Here is a 26,696-nt window from a genome sequence, read left to right on the forward strand (position 1 = left end):
TGAAGTATAAATAGAATTAATTCTAGTCTATACTTGCTGACTGAGCTAAGTCGAAGTCTGGTGACTGAGTTTATCGAAGTCAATACGGCCCTTCGAGAACCTCAGGGACCTTTGCAATCAAAATATAGTAGTATAAAGTTGGATGCAGAGCCTAGTCAAAGCCTGGCGATTGAGTTTATCGAAGTCAATATGGCCCTTCGAGAACCTCAGGGACCTTTGCAATCAAAATATAGTAGTATAAAGTTGGATGCAGAGCCTAGTCAAAGCCTGGCGACTGAGTTTTATCGAAGTCTGGTGACTGAGCTAAGTCGAAGTCAGAAATCAGTAAATCAACACATTAATTATAACATAAATAGATCAATTTAAACAGCCCTTGAACAATCAGCAACAGAATTGCATCAAAGTTTTATTATCAACTAAAAATAGTATACATTTACAAGTAATAATTAAATAAAAATGTTAGAATTAGCAGGAATTATCATTTTAGGAATTTTAGCACAGTGGGTAGCATGGAAATTGAAAATACCTGCCATTTTACCTTTAATTTTAATCGGGTTATTAGTAGGTCCTTTTGCCGCAGAGTTTTTTAACGATGGAAGTAAATGGATAGAACCAATATGGAATGGTGAAAAAGGATTATTTCCTGGAGAAGGCTTATTCTATTTCGTATCTCTAGCTATTAGTATTATTCTTTTTGAAGGAGGTTTAACACTAAAAAAGAGTGAAATAAGGAATGTAGGACCAGTAATTACAAAACTAATTACTTTAGGTTCTGTGGTTACTTTTTTCGGAGCAGGTATTTTCGCAAGATATATTTTTGATCTAAGTTGGGAAATGTCTTTGTTATTTTCTTCATTAATCATTGTGACAGGTCCAACTGTAATTTCTCCAATTTTAAGGAATATTCCGCTAAAGAAAGATGTTGCTGCTGTATTAAAGTGGGAAGGAATTTTAATTGATCCAATTGGAGCTTTAGTTGCCGTTTTAGTTTTTGAATTTATAAGTGTTGGTGGCGATAGTGGATTTACACAAACAGCACTAATTGAATTCTTTAAAATTGTACTATTTGGTTCTACTTTAGGTTTTGTATTTGCTAAAGGGTTGATCTTTATTGTAAATAGAAAATTTGTACCTCATTACCTATTAAATGTAGTATCCTTGTCTACGGTACTTTTAGTTTTTGTATTATCAGATTTATTAGCACACGAATCAGGATTGTTAGCAGTAGTAGTGATGGGAATGGTAATTGCCAACAGTAAATTAAAAAGTTTCGATGAATTATTATATTTCAAAGAATCACTTACTGTTTTATTAATTTCAATTCTATTTATTTTGTTAGCTGCAAACATGAAAATGTCTGAGTTGCAACTAATTTTAAACTGGAAAACAGTATTACTATTTGCCTTAGTAGTTTTTATTGTACGCCCTTTAGGAGTATTCATAAGTACACACAAATCCACATTACAATTAAACGAAAAAATCTTTATCAGTTGGGTTGGTCCAAGAGGTATTGTTGCTGCGGGAATTGCATCTTTATTCGGAACGAAGTTAATGAAGCAAGGTGTGGCTGGAGCAGAATATATAACACCTTTAGTATTCATGATTGTTTTAGGAACTGTATTATTAAATGCAACTACGGCAAGAATGTTAGCTAAAATGATTGGAGTATTCTTAAAAAAGTCAGAAGCAATTGTGTTTGTTGGAGCTTCAAAATCTGCACGTTTAATAGCAAGTTATTTAAAGAAAAACAATCGTCGTGTAATACTATTAGATAGCAACAAAGATTATGTAAATCAAGCTAAAGAAATGGGAATGGAAGCATTTAATATTGATATTTATAATGATAATTTAGATAATAATGTTGAATTAAATGATGTGGGGTATTTAATTGCTATGACAGGTAGTGATGTGATTAATAAATACGCATTAGAACGTTTTTCTGATATCTATGGAGAAATGGGAGCTTATCGTTTAGCGACATCAAGAGAAGTAGCTTCAAAACAATTAGAGAATTCAGATGTATTGTTTACGGCAAATGATGATTTTATTAATGTAACAGAAACAGTTCGTGATTTTCCAAAAATGAATGAATTAACAGTTACATCTTCAGAAGATTTTACAGAGAAAATAGAAGCAATACTACAAAAAGACAAAGCCGTACCATTGTTTTTGAAATCAGATAAAACAATTAAGATTTTAGCAGAAGTGACTCCTCAAGACATCAAAGAAAATGATGTAATAGTATATGTAGGAGAAACATTGTAACAGAATAAAAATATTCATAACAAAACCCCTTGAAGTAATTCAAGGGGTTTTGTTTTATATTGTCCGGTGGCTGAGGCTTTCGAAGCCACGGAAATCCACATTTTTTTCTGCAGAAATCACATTTTTTATCAAGTAGTTGCCTATTAGTTTTGTATATATAATTAAAAGGGGAATAGATATGGAAGAAATCGTTTTTAAAACACTAGTTAACAGAAAAAAATACACAAGTATAGATCATTTTATTGCAGAAGTGATGAACAATAATCACAAAGATGAGTTTAGCTACGACGGAATAAAAGATGCTGTTTTTAAGTTGATTATATATGGATTTATCACAGTTGATACCACATCTATTGAAAATTGTATCCGAAAAGAAAATAATTTCTATAAAGCAAAAAAACTAGGAGGAGTGGGAGAGTGGTTAAAATACCGTCAATCTCACAGAAACGCAGCATAAATAAGCATAAAAATATATAAAAAATCCTGAACTAGTTTCAGGATTTTTTATATAAAGTTTTTAGTTGTAAATAATATCATACTTTAAATACGGCCCTTCTAGAACTTTTGGGATCTTGTAATTAAAAATTCGAAACCTACTGGCTGAGTTTAGTCGAAGCTCGGTGACTGAGGTTCTCGAAGTCAGACATCTAATCCAAACGTCTGTTTCAACTTATCTAGAAGTGGATTTTTCTCACGTAACTTAGCGTATTTTTCTTGTGGAGTATAAGCAAATTTCTTCTCTACCGTTTCACTAACTTTAATATTAATTGCAAGTCCATAATTGTTTAAACGTACACGAATAAACTTTAATAAAGCAGGTTTACCTTTTTCAAGTTGATTCTTCATTAAAGTATTAGGAAGCGTTACAATAACCTCAAAGTTCTGATGCAATTTAGGTTGTCCTGCTAATAAGATAGAAGCTGTGTTTTTCTCTCCTAATTCCTGTAATTTAAAATAGTATTTCTTCCAAGCTTCTTCTAGTTGCTCTTGCGTAAACGGAGTTCTAGGGTGATTATCGTAGTTTTCTTCTTCAACTTCTACAACTTGAGTTTCTTTCTTTTGCATTAATCCTTTAAAAGAAAGTGCAGAAGTTCTACGTTTAATATTTTTAATAGAAGGCTTTTTTTCCTCCTGTGGTTTTGTTTCTGGTGTTTTTGGTGGAGGAGGAACAGCTTTAGATTGTTGTACAGATGAAATTGCGTCAGCCACTTGTTTTTTAGTAGGAGCTAACGAAGTAAAGAAAGTAGCAGGAATTATAAAGTTGCTATTTTTTTTTTGCTCCATCAAAATTGATAGAGGCAATCTGCATTAAGCACAGCTCAACTAGCAATCGTTGATTTTTACTTGCTTTATACTTTAAATCACAATCATTTGCCTTATCAATAGCCGGTAATAAGAAAGACATAGCAGCCTTATTGGCTTGTTCTAAATATTTCTTTTTGGTAGTATCTCCAACTTCTAATAACGGAATTGTAGCAGCGTCTTTGGCTACTAACAAATCTCTAAAGTGCGAAGCCAATCCACTAATAAAATGTTGTCCTTCAAAACCTTTTGCTAATACTTCATTATAAGCCATTAACACTTCAGGAATTTTATTTTCAAGTAATAAATCCGTCATGTTAAAATACACTTCGTAATCCAGAACATTTAAGTTCTGAGTTACAGCTTCACGAGTCAAATTATTTCCAGAAAAACTAACTACACGGTCAAAGATTGATAAAGCATCACGCATGGCTCCATCTGCTTTCTGAGCTATAATATGTAAAGCATCATCATCTGCAGTAATGTTCTCGCGCTCACAAATTACTTTCAAGTAATTTTTAGCATCTAAAACACCAATACGTTTAAAGTCAAAAATCTGACAACGTGATAAAATCGTTGGAATAATTTTATGCTTCTCTGTAGTTGCTAAAATAAAAATAGCGTGCGCAGGTGGTTCTTCTAAAGTCTTTAAAAAAGCATTAAAAGCTGCTTGAGACAACATGTGTACCTCATCAATAATATAAACTTTATATTTTCCTGTTTGAGGTGGAATTCGAACTTGATCGGTTAGGTTACGAATATCATCTACAGAGTTATTTGAAGCCGCATCTAATTCGAAAATGTTAAATGCAAAATCTTCATCTGCACTATCTGAACTTTCTTGATTAATACGTTTTGCTAAAATACGCGCACACGATGTTTTACCAACACCACGCGGACCTGTAAATAATAAAGCTTGAGCTAAATGGTTATTTTTAATAGCATTTTCAAGCGTATTGGTAATCGCTTGTTGACCCACAACATCCTCAAAGTTTTGAGGTCTGTATTTTCGTGCCGATACTATAAAATGTTCCATTCGATCTTGTGAATTATATAGCAAATGTAGCAAAGACTAAGACTACAAACAAACAAAGTTTCTAACAATGTTTTTTTCTAAAAACAAAGCATTAAGTTACTAACCTCATTTTGATTATTATTACAGATATAAACCAATAGAAAATTATAGCATCTTGTGAATAAAAATAGTGGAACGATAGCCGTTAAATTTGATCTTTGATAAGAATTACAAAAAATTAAGGTATCAGAGATGGGGTTTAGATGAAAAGCTGTTTGAGCAAAGCGAGTTCTTTTCATCTGTGGCTGGTAATACCGTAGTATTTTTTAATTCTTATCCTAAATCTTGATTTTTGCTTCTTTGTATCAAGACAAAGAAAGAAACAAACAAACAATAGTTTTTTACAAACTCAAAAACTCCTTTACATTAATTTTATATACCTTTCCAATTGGAATAATATGATCATTAATAAAAATTCGATTTCCTTCTACATACTTTATTTTCCTTTTTGCTACTAAAAAAGATTTATGTACTTGTAGAATATGATCTTTTGGAAATAAAGTTAATAAATCAGAGATCTTCTCTCGTATGGTGAGTTCTTCTTGCTCTGTTACAATTTTACAATAATTCCCAACAGCTTCTATGTATAATAAATCGTCTAATAAGATTTGATAATACTTCTTGTTCGATTTTATAATGACATGTTTATCACCTGTAGTTTCTGGCATTGTTGCTGTAACTGTTTTTGGAGTATAAATAACTTCTGTTTTTTGTATTGCTTTTACAAAACGTTCAAAACTAAAAGGTTTCAATAAATAATCTACAATATTAAGTTCATAACCTTCTAGTGCATATTCTTTATATGCAGTAGTAACAATTACTTTTGGCGGATTGGTTAAGGTTTTTAAAAAATCAAAACCTTTTAATTTAGGCATATTTAAATCCAGAAAAATCAAATCTACCGAGTTGTTTTTCAAACATTCTAAAGCTTCAATTGCATCATAACAACTTTTCACCAAATTATAATTCGATAACAAATCACAATATCCTTTTATAATATCGTGAGCAATATATTCATCATCAATAATTAAATAATTGGTCATATTGTAATGCTTAAAAATGCTTCAAAAGTATTATTTACTTTACGAGTAGTAAATGTATGGTTATTCGGATAGGTAAGTTCTAATCGGCGTGTTAAATTTTCCAATCCTATTCCTTTTTGAGTTATATGTGTCGGATCAAAATTATTTTTAATTGTAAATTTAATTTCTGATTTGGTAGTTTTTAAATCAATGGTAACAAAAGCTTCATCACGTAATACTTCAACGCCGTGTTTAAAAGCATTTTCTACCAGAATAATAAACAGAAGTGGTACAATATTTACGTCACTATTTTCAATGTTTGTTTGAAAAGAAATATCAATATTCTTCTTGTAACGCATTTGATGTAAACTGATAAAGTTTTGAATAAAATCGATTTCTTCTTGAATAGAAACGGTGTCTTTTAAACCTTCGTAAACACTGTAACGCATCATATCAGAAAGTTTTAAAACCAGTTGTTTCGCTTTTTCCGAATCACGATCTATGAGTCCGTATAAATTATTCAGCATGTTAAAAAAGAAGTGCGGATTTACCTGAGTTTGTAGATGAATCAACTCTGTTTTTTTCTTTTCATTTTTTAAATCAATAATCGTTTTTATTTGCTGAACCAACCAATGTATAGCGATTCCAAGAATAGTTAAAATGAGAAGAATGTAATATCCTAATAAAATAAAAACTACGCTTGAAGGCCAGTTTACGGTAATAACAAAAGAATCTTTATCGGTACTAATAATTTTATAACTAATCCATAGTAAAGGAATAGCTAAAGAAATAAAACTAATAAGTGTAAATATTCTTTTATTTTGTTTGAACCATTGTATCATACAGCTAAATTAAAGATTGACTAGGATTCTACAAATAAAGAAGACAAACGTTCGTAAACTCATAATAAACGGATAATAACTCGTAATAAAGGTACTTTTCAAGAAAAATAGAAGAGTTTAATGCAACTTAAGAGTCGTTTATCCCAATAGTTTTAAAAGGTTGAAGTGCTAAAATATTTTTGAGGAAACTTAAAACTTTAACCGATGAAAAAAAGAATCTTACGCTATGTAAAACATGTTTTTGTAACACTAACTGTATTGATTTTAGTGGGAAGCGGAATTATAATCGCAATGAATGGAACTTTAAATTATAATCAGAATAGTTTACGTTACAATTTAGAAGAAGAAGGTCCGTATATTTTTTATATGAACGATAGTTTAGTCAGTGTTGAATATGTAAAAGGAAATAAAAACGATGGTTTCTATGTAGATAGAAAAACATATGATACTAAAGCCGAAGAAGCGTTAACCTGTTTCTTTCCTTTGGATTCTTCTCGATTTTCTTTTGACTTACAAGCAGCGTTTGAAACTCCAAAATCTATATATAATGATGGGAATAAAATTTTAGCCATTTCAGATATTGAAAGTGGTTATAAAACATTTCGAGATTTCTTAATTCAAAATAAAGTCATCGATGCAAATTTAAATTGGACTTTCGGTAAAGGTCATTTAGTATTAGTTGGTGATTTTGTAGATCGAGGATTTTCTACTACTCAAGTACTTTGGTTTATTTTCAAACTGGAGCAAGAAGCTAAGAAAAAAGGCGGGACAGTACATTTTATTATCGGGAATCATGAGCTGAAGAATATGCAAGGCCAGTATAAATCAGCAGAACCAAAATACTATGCGGTGGCTTCAATTTTAGGAAAACAGCAGTACGATTTATATAACAAAAAATCTGTTTTAGGTAGATGGATGTCAAGTAAAAACACAATTGAATCTATTAACGGAACTTTATTTGCTCACGGAGGAATTCATCCTGAAATAGCAGAAACTAATTTAACATTAGACGATATCAATCGAATAAATAGAGCCAATTACTATCAACGTCATTTTCCAAAACCTAACAAAACTGTAGAAGATAAAGTGTTATCAACTAAAACCGGGATTTGTTGGTACAGAGGATATTTCAAAAATGAATTATCACAAGAAGAAGTAGTTAAAGGCATTTCAAAATTCAATGCAGAAAACATTGTAGTCGGACACACATTACAATGGAAAGTAAATAAAATGTATGACGGAAAAGTGTATGCGATTGATGTAAAACATCCGAGTGATTATATTTCCATGTTTCCAAATAAAAAATCGGAAGGATTATTAATTGAAAATAAAACCTTTTATAGAATTCTACACAACGGAAAACAATACCCATTATAAAGCTAAAAAACACTTTGAAGAAGTGTCGTTTTTTTGGTTCGTTTTTTTGACAAGCAAAAAAATGAACAGTTAACTAATAACTAACACAAATTCTTGTGATAAAAATATCATCAATTCAAAAGAATAATTCAAATGAAAACAAAAATATACACACAGTTAAGTAAATCTTATATCGTAGTTTTAGTAATGATTGTAGCTCCTTTTTTGGGGCATATCGACAGAAACTTTAGTTATTTTTTCGGATTAACAATAGCAGGTTTATTATTATGGTCGAGCCAATACAATTGGTCGCTATTTGGTTTCGGTAAGAAAATCAATAAAAGAACAATAGTGAGAGGAATTATTTATGCATTAATTATATATGTAATTTTTATTCCTATTGATTCATGGATAGAAAGTTTTTTAGGAAAAGCAAATTTATCGTCATTAACAGGAATAGAAGGAAACTTTATAAACTACATAATTACTTTAATTGTGATTTGGATTTTCGCAGCTTTTGGAGAAGAATTCTTGTTTAGAGGCTTTTACTTAAAAGGTTTAGTCGTTTTATTAGGAAATACAAAGAAGGCTTGGTATTTAGGAATTGTAATTGTGTCTTTATACTTTAGTATTTCTCATATTTATCAAGGAATAACAGGAGTTATACAAATATTCCCCTTAGCTTTATTATATTCTATTATTTTTTATAAGAATAGAAACAATTTGGGATTACTTGTTATAATGCATGGAGTTCACGATACAATAGCATTAACATTATTGTACTTAGGTTTGTACAGATAAATTTTAAAAAAAAACAAAAGCCTTACTTTTTAGTAAGGCTTTTCATAAATAACATAACAAACTACAACAGCATACGAAATTATTTGATAAAACTATCTATAATTTCATTTACTTGTTTTTTAGAAGCATCTGCTTTTAGTTTAAATAGATGCGCAAATAATTTTTTATCTTCAATTTTAGTCTGTAAAGTAATATCTTTATTCTGATTAAAAGTTTTATCCCATTTTTTACGAACTTTTTTCCACAACCCTTTGTTTTCTTTCCACCAGTTTTGTGCAGCAATACATTTATTATCAGGAACTCTTATGTATGTGTTAAACCCTTTTTCTTGAGCTAATAAGAAGTCTTTTTCACCATCTTTTCTGATAATTTTATCATTATCCTGATTGTGAATCCAGCCGTTTTCTATAATTTCATGACGATTTCTTCTTAACATTACATTGTAATCAGATCTTTTTGTATGTTCTCTTCTTGCTAAAGGAGCATCTGTAGCATTTTCCCAATAACTTTTTCCATCAACATGAACCCAAGATGCAGTACCTTCATAACGTGGACTATCATCTACTTGATATACCTTCTGAGTCCATTGACCTTGTACACTTTCTTTATCTAAGTTTAGATATTTCCAATGATTATCTTTATGAAACAGATATAAATCCTGATTTTCATAAAGCCAATCTTGACGCCAATGCTTAACAATATGTGGTTTGTTCTTCGGACCAACAATTAATAAATGTTGTAATTGAATTTTATTGTTTTTATCAGTAATAACTTCAACCCATTCTAAAGCACGATCGTGTTTTATTGCAGAAGGCTTGTATAAACTATCTTTTGAGTAATTAAAAGTTTCAGCAAAGTTAAAACTTACTTCAAAGCAACCTTTCATTGTTTTAATTGCCTTTATATCTTTTTGTTTTTTAGATTCTTGTGCGCTTGTGTATGTCATAGCACATAGTGTAAATATTACTACAATTTGATTTCTCATTTTTATAATGTTTGATTTTATTTTCGAGACAAAATTATAATTTATTTAGATTAATTAAAAATAAAAATCTACATTTGTCGAAAATTATTAAGAATGTTTCTAAATAAAGTTTTGGTTATTGCGATGTTTTTTTTGTTCACTATCATGTTTTCTCAAAAGAAGAGAAAGGATACGATTGTAAATAAATTAGATGAAGTAATAGTTACTGCAACTACTACTAAAAGACAATTATCATCTTTACCAATGCCTGTAACTTTAATTACGCAGAAAAACATAAAAAAAACTAGCGCTACACGATTACGAGATATTATTGTAGAACAAACAGGAATAATTTTGGTTTCAGATTTTGGAAGTTCAGAAGGTGTGCAAATTCAAGGAATGGATGCAGAATATACCTTAATACTGGTAAACGGGTTGCCATATATTGGGAGAACTTCGGGGAATTTAGATTTAAATAGAATCTCGGTAAACAATATTAAACAAATAGAGATAGTTAAAGGTCCTTCGTCTTCATTATATGGTTCTGAAGCTTTAGGTGGAGTAATTAACATTATAACAGAAATACCTAAATCAGAACAAACTAATTCAGAATTAAGTTATGCAGGTAGATTTGGTGCAGAAAAAGAGTTGGATTTAAGTTTTGAAATCACCCATCAAAAAGATAAGCTAGGCATAGAAAGCAGAATTAATTTGAATTCTGGTAGTGGTTATGATGTATCTCCAGAAACTGAGAACAATACTGTAAATCCATATCAAAATTATAATGGGAATTTAAGATTAACTTATGATATATCTGATCAATTAAAATTTGTTGCTGATGGAAGGTATTTTAATCAAAAAGTTTTCAATTCAGATAGTAAAGCTGAACAAAAAGATTATGGACTATCTACTAAGTTAACTCATTGGATTAATGAAAAAAATAAAATAGATTTTTCATTTTATACTACTCGTTTTAAGACAGAAAGCCAGTTTGATGGGAACACTTCAGTTTTCAATCAAACTTTATTAAGACCAGAAATAAAAGGGCAATTTAAAATTAAATCTTCAGATTTAATCGTTGGAGTAGGAGGTAATTTCGATGCTTTAGAACGTACTTTTTTTGATGGAAAAGAGCAGTATAATAGTCAGTATGTTTTCACTCAGTACGATACGAAAATTAAAAATAAAGTAAATTTAATTTTAGGACTTAGATATGATCATTTTAATACATTTAAATCAGCAATTAGTCCAAAAATTTCAGCAATTTATAAATTTAACACTTGGTTAAGTACAAAAACATCTGTTGGTTTAGGTTATAAAGTTCCTGATTTTAGACAATTGTTTTTTAACTTCAGAAATACAGCTGGTGGCTATGTTGTATTAGGAACTGAAGTTTTACATGAACTGTATGGTAATTTGTCATCGGTATCAAATTTATCTAAAGAGTTAGCTCCAGAAAGTTCAATAGGCTACAATCTTGGTTTTGATTTTAAACCATTCAAAAATTTAAGCCTGCACCTGAATTTTTTCAGAAATGATATTAGCGATTTAATAAACACTTTTGTTGTAGATACTAATTTTCCAGATTTACCAAATACTACTGTTTTTTCTTATGAAAACAGAGCCAAAGTTTTTACTCAAGGATTAGAGTTTAATGGGAGTTATAAAATTAATACAAACTTTAATATCACATTTGGTTATCAATTTTTAGATACAGGCGATAAAGAAGAAATAAATAAAATTAAATCAGGAGAAGTTTTCTTTAGAAGATCTCCAAGTTCGCCTTCAGAAATAATTCAGTTGGACAATTATTTTGGATTAGCAAATCGTTCACGTCATACTGGAAATATTAAACTATTTTATAAAAATTTTGACCACAACTTTTCACTTAATGCAAGAATATTGTATAGAAGTAAATATGCTTTATTTGATACCAATAATAGTGGTGGGATTATAGATGAGTTTGATCAATTTGCTTCTCCAAATACACAAATTAATATTGGAGGTTCTTTAAAATTATTAAACATTTTTACGGTTCAGTTCGGAATAGATAATCTTTTCAATAATACAGAACAAGAAAATAAGGCATCTTTCGAAAACATAGATGCAGTTTTACAACTAGGTAGAACTTTTTATACACGTATTCAATTCAATTTTTAATATATGATCAAATCAAAAATGATAAAAATAATTACACTCATTTTGAGTGTGATTTTGGGAGCTATGTTAGTATATGGAGGTATAGGGAAATTTTCAAAAGCTAATCCAAAACCATTAGCAGTTGTTGAAAAAGCTCAAAAGTTTAATCAACCTAATCAAGAACAAACACTACAAAAAGTGTTGTATATAAACGGGATGAAACAGACGGGATATCTATGGCAATTTTTAGGAATAATGCAAATCATTTGTGGTTTACTATTAATTAGCCAGGTTTTTACATTATTTGGAGCAATAATGGCAATGCCTATCGTAATAAATATCTTTTTATTTCATCTTTTTTTAGAAACTGATGAAGTAGGAGAGCTTATACAAACTGGAGTTTTACTTCTTATTAATATTTGGCTTTTAGTAGTTGATAGAAAAAAGTTAACATCAATATTATATCAATCAGAAAAATTACAATTTAATTAATAATCATGAATCAAATCAAATCAATATTTTCAATTTTATTTATAGCAATCGTATGCATATCATGTAATGATGAGGCGAAATTAGTAACTCTACCAGTAGAGTCAAAGTCGATTACAAATTTACCAGCATTACAGGATACAGATTTTACTCAAAATCCACCAGTAACAACAGGTACTTTTACTAAATTTAGTTTTAAAACTGGAGCTGTTGTTACAGATGATTCTTGGGACATCGCTTTTAGAGGTACTACAATTTTAGTAAATGGAGGTACTAAAGTGGGAGGTTTATCAGACGAACCTGAAAGAACAGGAAGTGCTGCTTTAGCTATCCAAAATGGAACATTTGCTAACATAACAACTGCACCAGAAGATACTTTATTTTCTCAAGATGCTTCAGGAAGTTATGCATTACCAACTGGTAGTGGTAATGGTTGGTATAGCTATGCAGGACCACCAAGTCATTTAATTAGTCCATTAGCAGGAAAAGTAATCATTGTAAAAACTGTTGATGGAAATTATGCAAAACTTGAAATTTTAAATTACTATAAAGATAATAACCCTGCAGTAGCAGAAAATGCTAGGTACTATTCATTTAATTATGTATATAATCCGAATGTAGGTGATAAAAGCATTCAGTAGGAGTCTCTATTGAATTTTGTTAGTTTATAATTTGAAAAGCTATCCGAATTTCTGGGTAGCTTTTTGTATGTTTTAGTATTTTTAAGCGACGAACACTAAAATTTTTAAAATCATGAAGAATATTATATATGTCGCTCTTTTTTTAATAGGAATAAATTTACAAGCACAAAACGATAAAAAAGTAGCTTACTTTGCAAGTGGTTGTTTTTGGTGTGTTGAAGCTATTTTTGAAAGTGTAGAAGGAGTCGACGAAGCAGTTTCTGGTTATGCTGGAGGGCAGACTAAAAATCCTACTTATAAAAGTATTGGTACAGGAAGAACAGGACATGCAGAAACCGTAGCGGTATATTACGATCCTAAAAAGGTAGATTTTAAAACCTTAGTTGTCGTGTTTTTTGGTTCTCATGATCCTACAACTGTAAATGGTCAACATCCAGATTATGGAACACAATACAGATCTATTGCTTTTTACAATAATGATGAAGAAAAGCAAATCATCGAAAAATATATTAAATCATTAAACTACAAGGTATATAAAGGTAAAGTTGTAACAGAAATATTGCCAATTAAAAAATTTTATGAAGCAGAAGCATATCATCAGAATTATGAACGTTTAAATCCGAACAATCCTTATGTTCAAAATGTATCAATTCCAAGATTAAATAGATTTAAAAAGAGATTTCCAAGTTTATTAAAGAAAGGTTCACACTAATAAAATGAGAAAAATAGTAAGTTTTTTAGTTGTATTAGTTGGTTTTCTTTCATGTCAATCAAATCATAAAAGTGAAAAAATGAATACTAGTTTAATTGTTAAAGAAAGTCCTTTAGATTTTCAAAATACATATTTAAGAGTAAAAAGTAAAATTGAAAACAATCCGAATTTAAAGTTGATTTTTGAACTTGATCATAGCGAGAATGCTAGTAAAAAAGATTTGTCGTTACGTCCAACTAAATTACTAATATTTGGAAATCCTAATTTAGGAACACCTTTAATGAATGTTGCGCCAACATTAGCAATAGATTTACCTCAAAAAATAATGATTTATGAAGAAGCAGGAAAAGTATACATTACATACAATAACCCTGAATATTTAAAAGAAAGACATAATATTGAAGGTAAAGATGAATTGTTAAATAAAATTTCAAATGCCTTAAATAAATTAACTACAGTTGAGTAAACTTTTACTCAATTAGTCTATAAAAAGATAATTCATAATCTGGTAATAATTCTGGATTAGTAATTTTAATTAAATCTTTTAAAACTAAATCAGGACGAATAGGAGCAAACTCAAAATATTTAATTCCTCCTGTTGCTCCTTTTATTGCCGCTATTGTATAAGTTTGATTTAGTTGTACAGGAGAAAATTTATCATAGTTTTTATTGGTACTTAACAATTGTGTTTTAGTTTCATTAATACCACAACCAATCCAATAATCAGCCTCTTGAGCTTTATCTAAAACACTTTCAAAGCTTAATTGTAAACTACCAGTGCCAGAGGTTTCTTTCCATAAATAATCCAAGTTAGCGTCATTGAAAAATTTGGCGATAAAACTTTCGCCAGCTGGAGCATACCAAACATCTTTAAAGAAACTTCCTGAAATTATTTTTGGTGATTTATCAACACTTTGAGCTATTTTTTTAACCGCTAAATAATCTTTTTCGATAGTTTCGAAAACAATTTTAGCTTCTTTTTCTTTACCTAATAAAACACCGAAAAACTTAATCCATTCAGCTCTTCCTAAAGGAGTTTCTTCTAACCACTCACCATTAAAAACAACAGGAAACCCTAACTTCTTAATATTGTTATACAGTTTATTATTAGGGTGTAATGAAAAACCAACGATTAAATCTGGAACCAAATCAATTAAGATTTCTGTATTCATACTTTGTTCTGAGCCAAGTTCAGTAATCAATCCGTCTTCAATACGTTTTCTTGTTTTTTCTGAAGAAATATATTTAGTGTTTGGAAAACCAATAATTCGATCTTCTGCATCTAACAATTCAATCATTGGAACATGAGTAGTGCTTGTAACAACTAAACGATTTACTGGAACTTTTATCTTATTGTTTTTTAAGTCATTTTTCTCAGAAAGTAAGTATTTAAAAGAGCTTATTTCGTTCTGAAAAACTTTTTTTATGAGTAGATATTTATTTCCATTTTCTTCGATAATATCAAATCCTTTGGCATATTTAATTGTTGAAGTATTTTGACTTTGAGTACTTTCTTTTACTCTTTCTTGTTTACATTGAATAAAAAGAAAAAGGCTCAAAATTGTATAGATGTAAGATAATTTAGTTGTCATTATCGGTTGATATTTTTAAGATTTGACCATAAGTCAATTTCAGTTCAAAAGTTTTATCTAGCGGAATGTTATTGTAGTGTGCCCAAATACAACGCATAACTCCAGCATGGGTTACAATAACAATATTTTTAGTGTTTAATTTTTCTATATCTTGTAAGAAATTTACAACACGATTATTTAAATCGATGTACGATTCTCCATTGGTCACGGGAACTTCAACGAAATTTTCCATCCAAGGATTAATTTCTTCTGATGGAATATCATTCCATTTTTTCAATTCCCAATCACCAAAATCCAATTCTTTCAATCGATTATCGAAAGTAATATTTGTGCTAATTTTTTCAGCTAGTTTTTTACAACGCTGTAACGGACTAGCATATATATAATCAAAATCAAGTGTTTTTAATTCTTTTAAAATAGGTTTTAATTCTTCAGAAAAAGTTGCAGTAACATCAATGTCTGCTTGTCCGTAACAAATTCCTTTTTCTATGTTTGGAGTCGTATGTCGTACTATAATAATTTCCATATGGCAATTAAAGAAATGTAAAAAACAACTTCAGCAACTTGCTGTAAAGCACCAGCGCAATCGCCAGTTTGACCACCAATCCATTTTTTAAAGAAATTCCCCATATATAAATAAGCAACTAACAAAGGAAAAATGCTAATAAATACAGTTGGTTTTTGAAAAAAGAATAGTGGTAGTACACCAAAAATAGCAGAGATAACTAATGATATTGTACTCATTTGTTTTGTAGTTGGTTTTACTTTAGAACTATCAAAATCTCTAACATATTCGTGAGTATACAGTAAAATAGTTGCTATAAAACGACTGATTGCATGACCAGAAATTAAAACTAATGGAATATTAACTTGACTTGAAAGTTCTTTTAAACTCAAGAATTTTAAACTTAAAATACTAAGTAAACCAATAACTCCGAAAGTTCCTAAGCGAGAATCTTTCATTATGGTAAGAATCTTTTCTTTAGTCCATCCGCCACCAAATCCATCACAAGTATCAGCAAAACCATCTTCATGAAAAGCACCTGTAGTCCAAATAGAACTTATCATACTTAAAACCAAAGAAATTTCAGTAGAAAATATAAAAGAACTTGCGTAATACACAGCAGCAGCAATACTACCAACTACAATTCCAACCAATGAAAAATAACGACTACTTTTATTTAAAGCTTCAGAAGAATGATCTACCCATTTCGGACAAGGAATTCTTGTAAAGAATAACACAGCAGTTAAAAAATAATGGATTTGTTTTTTCATGAAATGATGTTTTTACTCAGCTTCAGAAACATTAGCACTTTCGAATGTTGCCATTTCATTTAAAAAGTTTACAGCCGATTTAATTATAGGATAGGCAACTGCTATACCTGAGCCTTCACCTAATCGCATTCCTAAATTAAGAATTGGTTTTACGTTTAAATAAGACAACATTTTTTCATGACCTTGTTCACCTGACGTATGAGAAAAAATACAATAGTCTAAAACATTTTTATCTATAGCGTGAGCTGCAAGTAGGGCAGAAGTAACAATAAATCCGTCAATTAAAATTGTCATTTGTAAACGAGCTGCTTCTAACATTGCACCACATAACATAACGATTTCAAATCCACCAAAACTAGTTAAAACATCAATCGGATTTTGAATATTGTTTTTATGTATATTAAATACAGTTCTTAAAATTTCACCTTTAGTATTTACACCATTATCATCTAACCCAGTTCCTTTTCCAACACACTTTTCAATTGGTGTTTCAGTAAAATAACTCATTAATAAAGATGCTGCCGAAGTATTTCCAATTCCCATTTCACCAAAACCAACAATATTTGTTCCTTGGTTATGTAGTTTTTGAATTACTTTTTTACCAGCTTCTAAAGCAGTTTTACATTGATTTTCTGACATTGCTTTTCCTTCAGAATAATCTGAAGTTCCATTAGCAATTTTATGATTCAAAAGTTTTTCGCTGTACTCAAAAGTTCCATTTACACCAGCATCTACAATGTATAAGTCAATATTATTTTGTTTACAAAACACATTAATTGCTGCTCCACCTTGGGTAAAGTTTAAAACCATTTGTTGCGTAACTTCTTGTGGATACGGACTTACAGGTTTGTTTTTTACAATTCCATGGTCACCAGCAAAAACAACAACTGCAGGATTATTTAATTCTGGAGTTAACGTATTTTGAATCTGACTAATTTGTAACGCGATTTTTTCTAAAACACCTAACGAACCGATAGGTTTAGTTTTAAAATCTATTTTCTTCTGTATATCGTTAATTAACGTAGTAGAGATTGGTGGAATCATCTAGTTTTATTTTAAAGTTAATGGTAAGCCAGAGACCATAAATGTGGCTTTGTTTGATTGTTTTGCTATAAATTGATTTACCCAGCCTTGTAATTCAGTAAATTTTCTTCCGCTTTCAGTTTGTGCATGTAATCCCATTCCAATTTCATTAGAAATAATAATTATGGTTGCATTCAATTCAGAAAGCTTTAAAATTTCATCTTTAGCTAAACGTAAACATTCTTCGATGTCATTTTTTGTATCTACAAAAAAGTTTGTTAGCCATAAAGTAACACAATCAATAACTACAGTAGCATTTTCTGGAATTACTTGACTGATATTTTTTTCTTCTTCAATAGTTGTCCAACGTTCATCTCTATCAGAAATATGGCGCTTCACTCGGTTTTTAAAATCAGCGTCCCAAATTCTAGAAGTAGCTAAGTAATAAGGAGTTTCAGATAAAGATTCTGCAAGTTGTTGTGCGTAACTACTCTTACCAGATCGTTCTCCTCCGGTGATATAATACATCATAATTGAAGAAAATTTGAAAGCAAAGATTAGAAAGATTTTTTAGAAAAAGAAAATAATACTACAGAACTATGTATTTTAGCTATGTTAAAATTAGTCGTATGAAAGTATCGTCGTTTATGCCTGCGGTAACCCAAATGATTTATGATATGGGGTTACAAGAATACTTAGAAGGAATAACATTTGAATGTCCTGCAGTAGCTTTAGAGGAGAAAAAAGTTGTAGTGAAATATAAACTAGAAGGACAAACACTAACTAGTGAAGAAATCAATACGATTTTTTCGAAAACCAAAGCTGAAGGAGGAACTTTATATTATGTAGATGAACCAGTTTTAGAAAATATTGCTCCAGATTTAATTTTTACCCAAGATGTATGTGATGTTTGTCAGATCGATACTGAATCTGTAGCAAAATCAGCTTATAAATTACCAAAGATTCCTGAGTTAATTTCAATTACGCCAAATTCTTTAGAAGATGTTTTTGAAAATGCTTTAACTGTAGCTAAAGCTATGGGAAAAGAAGAAGTGGGAATTCATTATATTCAAAAATTACGAAATCGTATTGCAGCTGTAGTTGACGTTCAACGTGAACATAAAATTCAATCTAAAAGCATCATGTTATTAGAATGGATCGAACCTTTATTTAACTGCGGACATTGGATTCCTCATCAAATCGGTTATGCTGGTGGAATCGATTTATTATCACATCCATCAGGAGATAGTATTGTAATTCCTTGGGATAAAATTGTAAAATATGATCCAGAAGTTTTAATTATTGCACCTTGTGGTTATGGAATAGGAAGAACTTTAGAAGACATGGAGTTTTTAATAAATAAGCCTGGTTGGAACGAATTACGAGCTGTAAAAAATAAGAATGTTTACATCGCAGATTTTGCCATGTTTACACAATCTTCTGCAGGAACTTTAGTTGACGGAATAGAGTGCTTAGCTGCTATGATTCACCCAGAATACTACTCAGTTTCACAAGATTTAAACGTTAAATTCGCAAATTATCACGATTTGTTAGTGACTAATTTATAATTAAACAATACATTTGCCGTGAATTTTGGTTTTTCTTCAATTTTCAATTGGAGAAAATTAAAAGGGAATTCGGTGTAAAACCGAAGCTGTTCCCGCAACTGTAAGCTATATAGCTTGTAACTAATTACTTTTAACCACTGCGAAAGCGGGAAGGTAAGTTACAAGACGCAAGCCAGGAGACCTGCCAAAGTTTTATTTGATAACAAACCTTCGGGATAAAGGTTTTTACAGGGGTATATAATGAAGCAATTTTTATTTTGGGTTATTTGTTTTTGTAGCATCTTTTTAAAAGTTAATGCACAAAAAGACACGATACATAATCGTTTGAACGAAGTTGTAGTTCAGGCGAATAAGAGACTTTTAATGAATTCTAAATCGTTAAAGGTTGTTAATTTGAATGATTCAATTATTACAAATAATTTAGAATCATTTACTTCTTTACTACGTTTTAATACAGCAATTTATTTACGAGAGCATGGAGTTGGAGGAACGAGTTCTGCAAGTTTTAGAGGAACTAGTGCTTCAAATACTGCTGTGATGTGGAATGGAATTAACATCAATTCTATTAACAACGGACAAACAGGATTCAATTCTTTAACGGTAGGATTGTATGACGAATTAAACGTAAGAAGTGGAGGGGGAAGTATAGAATACGGTTCTGGAGCAATTGGAGGAACTGTTCATTTAAATGATGTATTAAAATTCAGAGAAAATAAAGAGTTTACAAATCAGATTGTAAGTGCTGTTGGAAGTTTTAGTACTATTAATAGTTTGTATAAATTGAAATATAGTTCTAAAAAGTACACAGCTAATTTCGGAATTTCTTACAACAGGTCAGATAATGACTATCCATTTTTAAACTCAGAATTCAGAAATTTTAATGGGAATTATAAGAACTATGCAGTCAATTTTTCTAATGCGTATAGAGTTTCAGATGAATTAGTTTTACAGTTTTTCACAACATATTATTTTGGTGATAGATTACTTTCAGGTGAATTACCTAATCCAACTTCTGCAGATGATAAATTTCAAGATATAAACCAAAGGAATTTACTGTCTCTTGAGTTTAAGCGTAATAATTTCAGATTAAATACTCGAGTTGGTTATCTATTTCAGAAGTATAAATATTTTGATGACAAAGATTCTGATGTTTTTAACTTCGGAAGTTCTAATCGTTTATATACAGATATTACTGCTGATTATACTTTTAAAAAGTTTAATGCTACTGTAACGTCGAATACACGATTTGAAAGTGTATACGGAAGAACAGATCAAATTAAAGAGAGGAATAGACGAGAGTTTTCACAATCTTTGATTTTTAACCATAAAATAAAGCGTTTTTTTTCTTATGACATAAAATTAAGAAAGGACTATAATTCAGATTTTGATGTGCCTTTAAGTTATGCTTTTGGATTTAAATTAACTCCTTACAAAGGTTTCTTTTTTAGAGCTAATACATCGAGAAATTATAGAGTTCCTACATACAACGATTTATTTTGGCCAGGTCAAGGTAATTTAAATTTAATTCCAGAAAACTCATTACAAGGAGAATTTGGAATAGGTTTTAAATCTAATCAATTATTTGTTGATGTAGCATATTTCAATATCAATTCAAAAGATAAAATTATTTGGACGCCAAATGGTGATCCGAATCGACCAGGAATTTGGACGCCAATTAATCTAGAGGAAACAAGAAATCAAGGAATTGAATTTGCTGCTAATTATAAGCATTTATTTTTTGATAACATTCAAACTGATCTTTCTGTAAACTACACTTATGTAGATGCGATTAATGAAGCGACAAAAACAGCAATTCCATTTGTTCCGAAACATGTTGCAAATACTAATGTTAGAATGAATTATAATCGCTTTTCGGTATTCTATCAGTTCTTGTTCAATGGTAAAACATATACAACTCAAAGTAATAGCGAAGACTTTGTTGTTAATGAATTTTTTATATCAAATATTGGAGGAAGCTTCAATATTCTAAAAAGAGAAAAACAAAACTTAAGTATTGGTTTTAAAGTCAATAATATTTTAAATGAAGATTATACTATTATTCGAGGTAGACCAATGCCAGGTATTAACTATAATTTCAACATAAACTATAAATTTTAAAAATGAAAAAAATCAATTTTATATTCAAAACATTATTTTTAACTAGTGTTTTATTTTTAGTATCGTGTAGCGACGATGATAACGTACCCGATGAACCTAAGGGAGATTATGAAAAAGGAATATTAATATCTGGAGAAGGTTCTGGAGCAGGAAGTGGTTCTGTTACATTTATTTCTAATGATTATACAACAAAACAAGGTAAGATTTATAATAAGGTAAACGGTGCAGATTTAGGTACCTTTTTACAATCTATGACTTTAGAAGGTGATAACGCTTATATTATAGTTGATAATCAAAATACTATTTCGATAGTAAATAGATATTCATTCCAAGAATTAGGAAAGGTTACTGAAGGATTATCTAAACCAAGATATATTGTTGTAGTTGGTAATAGGGGGTACGTTACTAACTGGGGATCTACAAGTGATGAAACTGATGATTTTATTGCGGTTGTTGATATTAATACTTTTGAATTTATTGAAAAGATAGCTGTTGGTAATGGTCCTGAAAGAATAGCTTTTAAAAATGGAAAGTTATATGTAACACATAAGGGAGCTTTTACAAATAACAATATTGTTTCTGTTATTAACTTAACAAATAATGAAGTGAGTACAATTACTGTTAAAGATAGACCAGACGAAATGTTCTTTAAATCAAATAATGAATTAGTAGTTTTATCTGAAGGAAGAACTTTATACGATTCTAATTTTAATGTAATAGGGCATACTCAGGCTGGAATTGCTACGATTAATTTACAAACGAATGTTGTTACTTCTGAAATTGAATTTTCAGAAGGTGTTCACCCATCTTTAATGGATATAGAAAATGGGCAATTATATTATGCTATTTCTAATGATGTTTACAAAGTAGCTATAAATACAACATCTCCAGCAACTAGTAAATTATTAACTGCAGTTGACGGTTATTTTTATGGAATGTCTGTTAAGAATGGAAAATTATATGCATTAGATGCTAGCTTTTCTGATATAAGTAAAGTCAATATTTTCGATTTATCGTCTAATGAAAAAACAAATACTTTCGATGCACCATTAGGAGCTTCAAAAATATATTTTAATTAAGAAATACTTCTGTAGATAGAAGTCCTCTTTTCTATTAAAAAAGGTTACCTAATTTTAGGTAACCTTTTTATTTATATCAACTTCTTTACTTGTTGTTTTATAATTGCTATAGCAGTTTCGGTTGGACTTTCAATTTGTGAGTAATCTATAAGTAAATTTTCTCTCAATTCTTTTGCTGTTTCACTATTTTCTGCTGTAGTTCTAATTTTATTAGCGATAGCTAATTTTGAGCCGACTACAGCTTTCCAAGTATCCTCATGTACATAAATCTGTTGTACCATATTGTGTTCATACTCTTGTTCAATATTAGCTAAAAGTAAGTGTACATAACTATTAACATCGTCGCCAATAGGATTCACTCTAGTTAACAATTTAGCAGGGTTAATTCGTTCACAAAAAAGTAATAAACGTTCATAGGCTTGTAATTTAATAGGTAAACTTTCTCTTTTTTTTGCGATTAATGCTTCGAATTTCTTTTCGTTTTCATCTCTTTGTAAAAAAGCGCTAAACATAAAATAAGCTACGCCTCCTGCTACTAATGCGGGTAATGCGTAAGCTAACCCTTCCATTATTTTATCTTCCATGTATTCAGTTAATTATTTAAAAAATCTAAAGCTAATTGTGTCATTGTTTTTACACCTAAAAGCATACCACTTTCATCTATAATGAAATCTGGAGTATGATGTGGATATGGATTTTCATTTCCAATTGTTTTTCCTCCTAAAAAGAAATAAAATCCAGGTACTTCTTTTTGAAAGAAAGAGAAATCTTCAGCTCCAGTTATAGCTTTAATAAGCTTAACGTTTTCTTTTCCTGCTACATTGTGTAATGTAGGCAAAACTTGTTTTGTAAGTTCAATATTATTAAAAGTAATAGGATATCCCTTTTCAATTTCAATAGTAGCTTCTGCTCTATATGATTTTGCTATTGCAGGAACCATTTCTTTCATTCTATCATTAATTTGTTTTTGCATTCCATAATCTAACGTACGAATTGTACCAATCATTTCTGCAGATTCAGGAATGATATTACTTCGTACACCAGAGTCTATTTTTCCAACAGTAATTACAGCGCCTTCATTAGTTAAATTAACTTCTCTACTAATAATAGTTTGTAAAGCATCAATAATTTTAGCAGATATCATAATTGGATCAATACCTGTCCATGGTCTAGAACCATGCGATTGTTTTCCTTTTACTTTAATTTTAAAACTTTGAGACGCAGCCATAATTCCTCCAGATTTATAGCTAATCGTTCCAACATCAAAACCAGAAGAAATATGTAATCCAAAAATAGCATCTACATCAGGGTTTTTTAATACTCCTTCTTTTACCATAAGCTCGGCTCCGCCTTCTTCACCTTCTGGTGCACCTTCTTCAGCAGGTTGGAAAATAAATTTTACTGTTCCTTTAATCTGATCTTTATTTTTAGCTAAAATTTCTGCAACTCCCATTAAAATTGCAGTATGTGTATCATGACCACAAGCATGCATAACACCAACATCTTTTCCTAAATAGTTAGATTTAACAGTAGACTTAAAAGGTAAATTATTACGTTCTATAACTGGTAAGGCGTCTATATCTGCACGTAGAGCAACTACTTTTCCGGGTTGTTTCCCTTTTAAAATTCCAATAACACCGGTTTTAGCTACATTTTCTTTGGTTTCTATACCAAGATTTTTTAAATGTTTGGCGATAGTTTTTGCAGTTTTAAATTCTCTGTTAGAAAGTTCAGGATTTTGATGAAAATGTCTTCTCCATTGAATCACTTTATCTTCAATTGAAGTGAAATCTTTATCCAATTTCTGAGATAAAATACTAATAGAAGAAAGCAATAAAATAAAACTTAATAGTGTTTTTTTCATAATAAACTTAGGTTTGAAGAGTATCCAGGTTGTTTTTGTTAGAAGGGTAAATATACAATTTGTTTTTGCAACTGATACTCTTAAAAAATCTAAATAATTGTGAATAAAATTGAGTTTTACTACTAGAAAAAGAGGAAATAATGGTTTAATTTAGCACTGAATTACTTTCAACCTATTATTTATTTTCATTGAATACTTATTTAGAACAACTTAACGAACCTCAAAGGGCTGCAGTATTGCAGAAAGATGGACCAATGATTATTATTGCTGGAGCAGGTTCTGGAAAAACAAGAGTATTAACTTACAGGATTGCTTACTTAATGCAACAAGGTGTTGACCCTTTTAATATTCTATCATTAACCTTTACAAACAAGGCCGCTCGAGAAATGAAAGAGAGGATTGGTAAGGTAGTAGGTAACAGTCAAGCTAAGAGTTTATGGATGGGAACTTTTCACTCTGTTTTTGCAAGAATTTTAAGAGCAGAAGCAGATAAGTTAGGGTATCCGTCAAACTTTACAATTTACGATGCACAAGATGCTGTTCGTTTAATTACGACGATTATTAAAGAAATGAATCTTGATAAAGATCGGTATAAACCAAAACAAATTCTAAGTAGAATTTCTTCTTTTAAAAATAGTTTAATAACAGTTAGAGCTTACTTTAATAATTCTGATTTGCAAGAAGCAGATTTAATGGCAAGTAGACCTAAAGTTGGAGATATTTATAAAGAATATGTAGATCGTTGTTTTAAATCTGGAGCAATGGATTTTGACGATTTATTGTTAAGAACGAATGAATTATTAGCTCGTTTTCCAGATGTTTTAGCAAGATATCAAGATCGTTTTAGATATATTTTGGTAGATGAGTACCAAGATACAAACCATTCTCAGTATTTAATTGTTAGAGCTTTAGCAGATCGTTTCCAGAATATTTGTGTGGTAGGTGACGATTCTCAAAGTATTTATGCTTTCCGTGGAGCAAATATTCAGAATATTTTAAACTTCCAGAAAGATTATCCTGATGTAAAAACATTCAAGTTAGAGCAAAATTATCGTTCTACTAGTAATATTGTAAATGCAGCAAATTCTGTAATCGCTAAAAATAAAACACGTTTAGATAAAGAAGTTTGGACAGCCAATGAGTCTGGTGGATATATCAAGGTAATGCGTACCATTTCTGATGGTGAAGAAGGAAGGTTTGTAGCGCAATCGATTTTCGATAATAAAATGAATCATCAGTTAACAAATAACGAGTTTGCCATTTTATATAGAACAAACGCACAGTCGAGAGCTATGGAGGACGCATTGCGTAAAAAAGATATTAAATATAAAATCTATGGAGGTATTTCATTCTATCAGAGAAAAGAGATTAAAGATTTACTATCATATTTACGTTTACTAATTAATCCTAACGATGAGGAGGCGTTAAAAAGAGTGATCAATTATCCTGCTAGGGGAATTGGTCAAACAACTGTAGATAAGCTTGCAATAGCTGCAAATCATTATAAAAAGTCAATTTTCGAGGTAATTTTGAATATGTCTTCTGTAGATTTAAAAATAAACGCAGGAACAAAAACAAAGCTCGAGAATTTTGCAAATATGATCCAACGTTTTCAAATTGAATCGCAAACAAAAAATGCTTTTGAAGTTGCAGATTTAGTGGTAAAGAAAACACAGTTAGTAAAAGATTTACAAAAAGACGGAACTCCTGAAGGAATCAGTAAAGTTGAAAACGTTCAAGAATTATTAAACGGTATTAAAGATTTTATAACTGATAAAATTGAAGCAGGAGAAGATGCTTCGCTACCAATTTTTTTAGAAGATGTTGCTCTAGCTACTGATTTTGATAGTGATAAAAAAGACGAAACTCCTCGTGTATCGTTAATGACTATTCACTTGGCTAAAGGATTAGAATTTCCATATGTTTACATTGTTGGTATGGAAGAAAATTTATTTCCTTCGGCAATGAGTATGAATACAAGATCAGAGTTAGAAGAAGAAAGACGATTATTCTATGTAGCATTAACAAGAGCAGAAAAGCAAGCTTATTTAACATATGCGCAAACCAGATATCGTTGGGGGAAACTTACAGATGGAGAACCAAGTCGTTTTTTAGAAGAAATAGACGATAAGTTTTTAGAGTATATAGCACCAAAATTACCAGAACCAAAATCAAATCGATTTATAGATGCGGATTTGTTTGGAGATGCTCCTAAAAAGATTCGTTTTCAAAAACCAATTCAAAAGAAAAGAAAAGAGTTTTTAGATAAAAAATCAGATCATTTACTTCCAAAAAAAGGAAAAATGAAAAAAGTTTCAGAGTTATCAGAAGCTAAAGCCAATCTTTTTGATGGAGAAGTTACTGTTGGAAATATTGTAGAGCACAATAGATTTGGTAAAGGTGAAGTTATAGCTTTAGAAGGAAAAGGCCCAAACAAAAAAGCAGAAATTCAATTTGCTACAGCAGGAAAGAAAAAATTATTATTACAATTTGCAAAGTTAAAAGTGATAGGATAATTGAAATTATCTCAAAATAATTGTCATTCAACAATAATTAATATGTCTATAAT

At 30.1% G+C, this 26,696-nt stretch carries 23 protein-coding genes, 1 pseudogene and 1 riboswitch; of the genes and pseudogenes, 13 read left to right on the plus strand and 11 right to left on the minus strand.

The window, feature by feature from the left end; genetic code table 11:
• Positions 1-456: 456 nt before the first annotated feature.
• Positions 457-2,265, plus strand: coding sequence for a cation:proton antiporter (locus ACSIGC_RS00970; RefSeq protein ID WP_442266317.1), 1,809 nt, complete (start codon positions 457-459; stop codon positions 2,263-2,265).
• Positions 2,266-2,443: 178 nt separating this feature from the next.
• Positions 2,444-2,722 (plus strand): hypothetical protein, encoded by a 279-nt coding sequence (locus ACSIGC_RS00975; protein ID WP_442266318.1) that lies wholly within the window; start codon positions 2,444-2,446, stop codon positions 2,720-2,722.
• 182 nt (positions 2,723-2,904) lie between these two features.
• Here ACSIGC_RS00975 and dnaX read toward each other — a convergent pair.
• From dnaX to ACSIGC_RS00990, 3 genes and pseudogenes are all read right to left on the minus strand, one after another.
• Positions 2,905-4,603: pseudogene (dnaX, locus tag ACSIGC_RS00980) on the minus strand (DNA polymerase III subunit gamma/tau).
• Positions 4,604-4,983: 380 nt separating this feature from the next.
• Complete coding sequence (locus ACSIGC_RS00985; protein ID WP_442266319.1) at positions 4,984-5,685, minus strand: LytR/AlgR family response regulator transcription factor; 702 nt, start codon at positions 5,683-5,685, stop codon at positions 4,984-4,986.
• The gene (locus tag ACSIGC_RS00990) at positions 5,682-6,506 is read right to left on the minus strand and encodes a sensor histidine kinase (protein ID WP_442266320.1); all 825 of its coding nucleotides are present in this window, start codon (positions 6,504-6,506) and stop codon (positions 5,682-5,684) included. The genes ACSIGC_RS00985 and ACSIGC_RS00990 overlap by 4 nt, the downstream gene beginning before the upstream one ends.
• Positions 6,507-6,710: 204 nt before the next feature.
• Between ACSIGC_RS00990 and ACSIGC_RS00995 the strand changes: the two genes are divergently transcribed.
• Together ACSIGC_RS00995 and ACSIGC_RS01000 are read left to right on the plus strand one after the other, a co-directional pair.
• The gene (locus tag ACSIGC_RS00995) at positions 6,711-7,883 is read left to right on the plus strand and encodes a metallophosphoesterase (RefSeq protein WP_442266321.1); all 1,173 of its coding nucleotides are present in this window, start codon (positions 6,711-6,713) and stop codon (positions 7,881-7,883) included.
• Between the two features lie 132 nt (positions 7,884-8,015).
• Positions 8,016-8,663 (plus strand): CPBP family intramembrane glutamic endopeptidase, encoded by a 648-nt coding sequence (locus ACSIGC_RS01000; protein ID WP_442266322.1) that lies wholly within the window; start codon positions 8,016-8,018, stop codon positions 8,661-8,663.
• Positions 8,664-8,742: 79 nt separating this feature from the next.
• On the opposite strand, the gene ACSIGC_RS01005 is transcribed toward ACSIGC_RS01000, so the two are convergent.
• Entirely contained in the window at positions 8,743-9,648 is a 906-nt protein-coding gene (locus ACSIGC_RS01005; protein ID WP_442266323.1) for a DUF6607 family protein, read from the minus strand.
• Between the two features lie 93 nt (positions 9,649-9,741).
• Between ACSIGC_RS01005 and ACSIGC_RS01010 the strand changes: the two genes are divergently transcribed.
• From ACSIGC_RS01010 to ACSIGC_RS01030, 5 genes are all read left to right on the plus strand, one after another.
• Positions 9,742-11,787, plus strand: coding sequence for a TonB-dependent receptor plug domain-containing protein (locus tag ACSIGC_RS01010; protein ID WP_442266324.1), 2,046 nt, complete (start codon positions 9,742-9,744; stop codon positions 11,785-11,787).
• A 3-nt stretch (positions 11,788-11,790) separates the two neighbouring features.
• Positions 11,791-12,258 carry a DoxX family membrane protein gene (locus tag ACSIGC_RS01015; protein WP_442266325.1) on the plus strand — a complete coding sequence of 156 codons (468 nt, stop codon included), beginning with the start codon at positions 11,791-11,793 and terminating at the stop codon, positions 12,256-12,258.
• 5 nt (positions 12,259-12,263) lie between these two features.
• Positions 12,264-12,896: an HmuY family protein gene (locus ACSIGC_RS01020; protein ID WP_442266326.1), complete on the plus strand. Its 633-nt coding sequence runs from the start codon at positions 12,264-12,266 to the stop codon at positions 12,894-12,896.
• Positions 12,897-13,008: 112 nt separating this feature from the next.
• Positions 13,009-13,608, plus strand: a complete 600-nt coding sequence (gene msrA / locus ACSIGC_RS01025; RefSeq protein WP_442266327.1) for a peptide-methionine (S)-S-oxide reductase MsrA — start codon at positions 13,009-13,011, stop codon at positions 13,606-13,608.
• Between the two features lie 4 nt (positions 13,609-13,612).
• Positions 13,613-14,074 carry a DUF302 domain-containing protein gene (locus ACSIGC_RS01030; RefSeq protein ID WP_442266328.1) on the plus strand — a complete coding sequence of 154 codons (462 nt, stop codon included), beginning with the start codon at positions 13,613-13,615 and terminating at the stop codon, positions 14,072-14,074.
• 4 nt (positions 14,075-14,078) lie between these two features.
• On the opposite strand, the gene ACSIGC_RS01035 is transcribed toward ACSIGC_RS01030, so the two are convergent.
• The 5 genes from ACSIGC_RS01035 to ACSIGC_RS01055 are packed head-to-tail and all read right to left on the minus strand — an operon-like array spanning position 14,079 to position 18,029.
• Positions 14,079-15,200 carry an ABC transporter substrate-binding protein gene (locus tag ACSIGC_RS01035; RefSeq protein WP_442266329.1) on the minus strand — a complete coding sequence of 374 codons (1,122 nt, stop codon included), beginning with the start codon at positions 15,198-15,200 and terminating at the stop codon, positions 14,079-14,081.
• The gene (cobC, locus tag ACSIGC_RS01040) at positions 15,190-15,726 is read right to left on the minus strand and encodes an alpha-ribazole phosphatase (RefSeq protein ID WP_442266330.1); all 537 of its coding nucleotides are present in this window, start codon (positions 15,724-15,726) and stop codon (positions 15,190-15,192) included. The genes ACSIGC_RS01035 and cobC overlap by 11 nt, the downstream gene beginning before the upstream one ends.
• Positions 15,711-16,475, minus strand: a complete 765-nt coding sequence (locus ACSIGC_RS01045; protein ID WP_442266331.1) for an adenosylcobinamide-GDP ribazoletransferase — start codon at positions 16,473-16,475, stop codon at positions 15,711-15,713. Before ACSIGC_RS01045 ends, cobC begins: the two co-directional genes overlap by 16 nt.
• A gap of 12 nt (positions 16,476-16,487) precedes the next feature.
• Positions 16,488-17,519 (minus strand): nicotinate-nucleotide--dimethylbenzimidazole phosphoribosyltransferase, encoded by a 1,032-nt coding sequence (gene cobT, locus ACSIGC_RS01050; RefSeq protein WP_442266332.1) that lies wholly within the window; start codon positions 17,517-17,519, stop codon positions 16,488-16,490.
• Positions 17,520-17,525: 6 nt separating this feature from the next.
• Positions 17,526-18,029 (minus strand): bifunctional adenosylcobinamide kinase/adenosylcobinamide-phosphate guanylyltransferase, encoded by a 504-nt coding sequence (locus ACSIGC_RS01055; RefSeq protein ID WP_299837701.1) that lies wholly within the window; start codon positions 18,027-18,029, stop codon positions 17,526-17,528.
• A gap of 98 nt (positions 18,030-18,127) precedes the next feature.
• Between ACSIGC_RS01055 and ACSIGC_RS01060 the strand changes: the two genes are divergently transcribed.
• The 3 genes from ACSIGC_RS01060 (at position 18,128) to ACSIGC_RS01070 (ending at position 22,263) form a co-directional block, all read left to right on the plus strand.
• Positions 18,128-19,066: an ABC transporter substrate-binding protein gene (locus tag ACSIGC_RS01060; RefSeq protein ID WP_442266333.1), complete on the plus strand. Its 939-nt coding sequence runs from the start codon at positions 18,128-18,130 to the stop codon at positions 19,064-19,066.
• 9 nt (positions 19,067-19,075) lie between these two features.
• Positions 19,076-19,269: riboswitch (cobalamin riboswitch) on the plus strand.
• 37 nt (positions 19,270-19,306) lie between these two features.
• Entirely contained in the window at positions 19,307-21,184 is a 1,878-nt protein-coding gene (locus ACSIGC_RS01065; protein WP_442266334.1) for a TonB-dependent receptor plug domain-containing protein, read from the plus strand.
• Positions 21,185-21,186: 2 nt separating this feature from the next.
• A complete protein-coding gene (locus tag ACSIGC_RS01070) occupies positions 21,187-22,263 on the plus strand; it encodes a YncE family protein (RefSeq protein WP_442266335.1) in 1,077 nt (358 codons plus the stop codon).
• A 71-nt stretch (positions 22,264-22,334) separates the two neighbouring features.
• Here the strand turns inward: ACSIGC_RS01070 and ACSIGC_RS01075 are convergent, their stop codons facing one another.
• Both ACSIGC_RS01075 and ACSIGC_RS01080 read right to left on the minus strand, forming a co-directional pair.
• The gene (locus ACSIGC_RS01075; protein WP_442266336.1) at positions 22,335-22,847 is read right to left on the minus strand and encodes a DUF7935 family protein; all 513 of its coding nucleotides are present in this window, start codon (positions 22,845-22,847) and stop codon (positions 22,335-22,337) included.
• Positions 22,848-22,855: 8 nt separating this feature from the next.
• Complete coding sequence (locus ACSIGC_RS01080; RefSeq protein ID WP_442266337.1) at positions 22,856-24,127, minus strand: amidohydrolase; 1,272 nt, start codon at positions 24,125-24,127, stop codon at positions 22,856-22,858.
• Between the two features lie 188 nt (positions 24,128-24,315).
• On the opposite strand from ACSIGC_RS01080, the gene ACSIGC_RS01085 reads away from it, so the two are divergent.
• The gene (locus ACSIGC_RS01085; RefSeq protein WP_442266338.1) at positions 24,316-26,643 is read left to right on the plus strand and encodes an ATP-dependent helicase; all 2,328 of its coding nucleotides are present in this window, start codon (positions 24,316-24,318) and stop codon (positions 26,641-26,643) included.
• Positions 26,644-26,696: the final 53 nt, after the last annotated feature.

This window comes from Tenacibaculum aquaeponti (genome assembly GCF_052084715.1).
Taxonomy (GTDB): Bacteria; Bacteroidota; Bacteroidia; order Flavobacteriales; family Flavobacteriaceae; genus Polaribacter.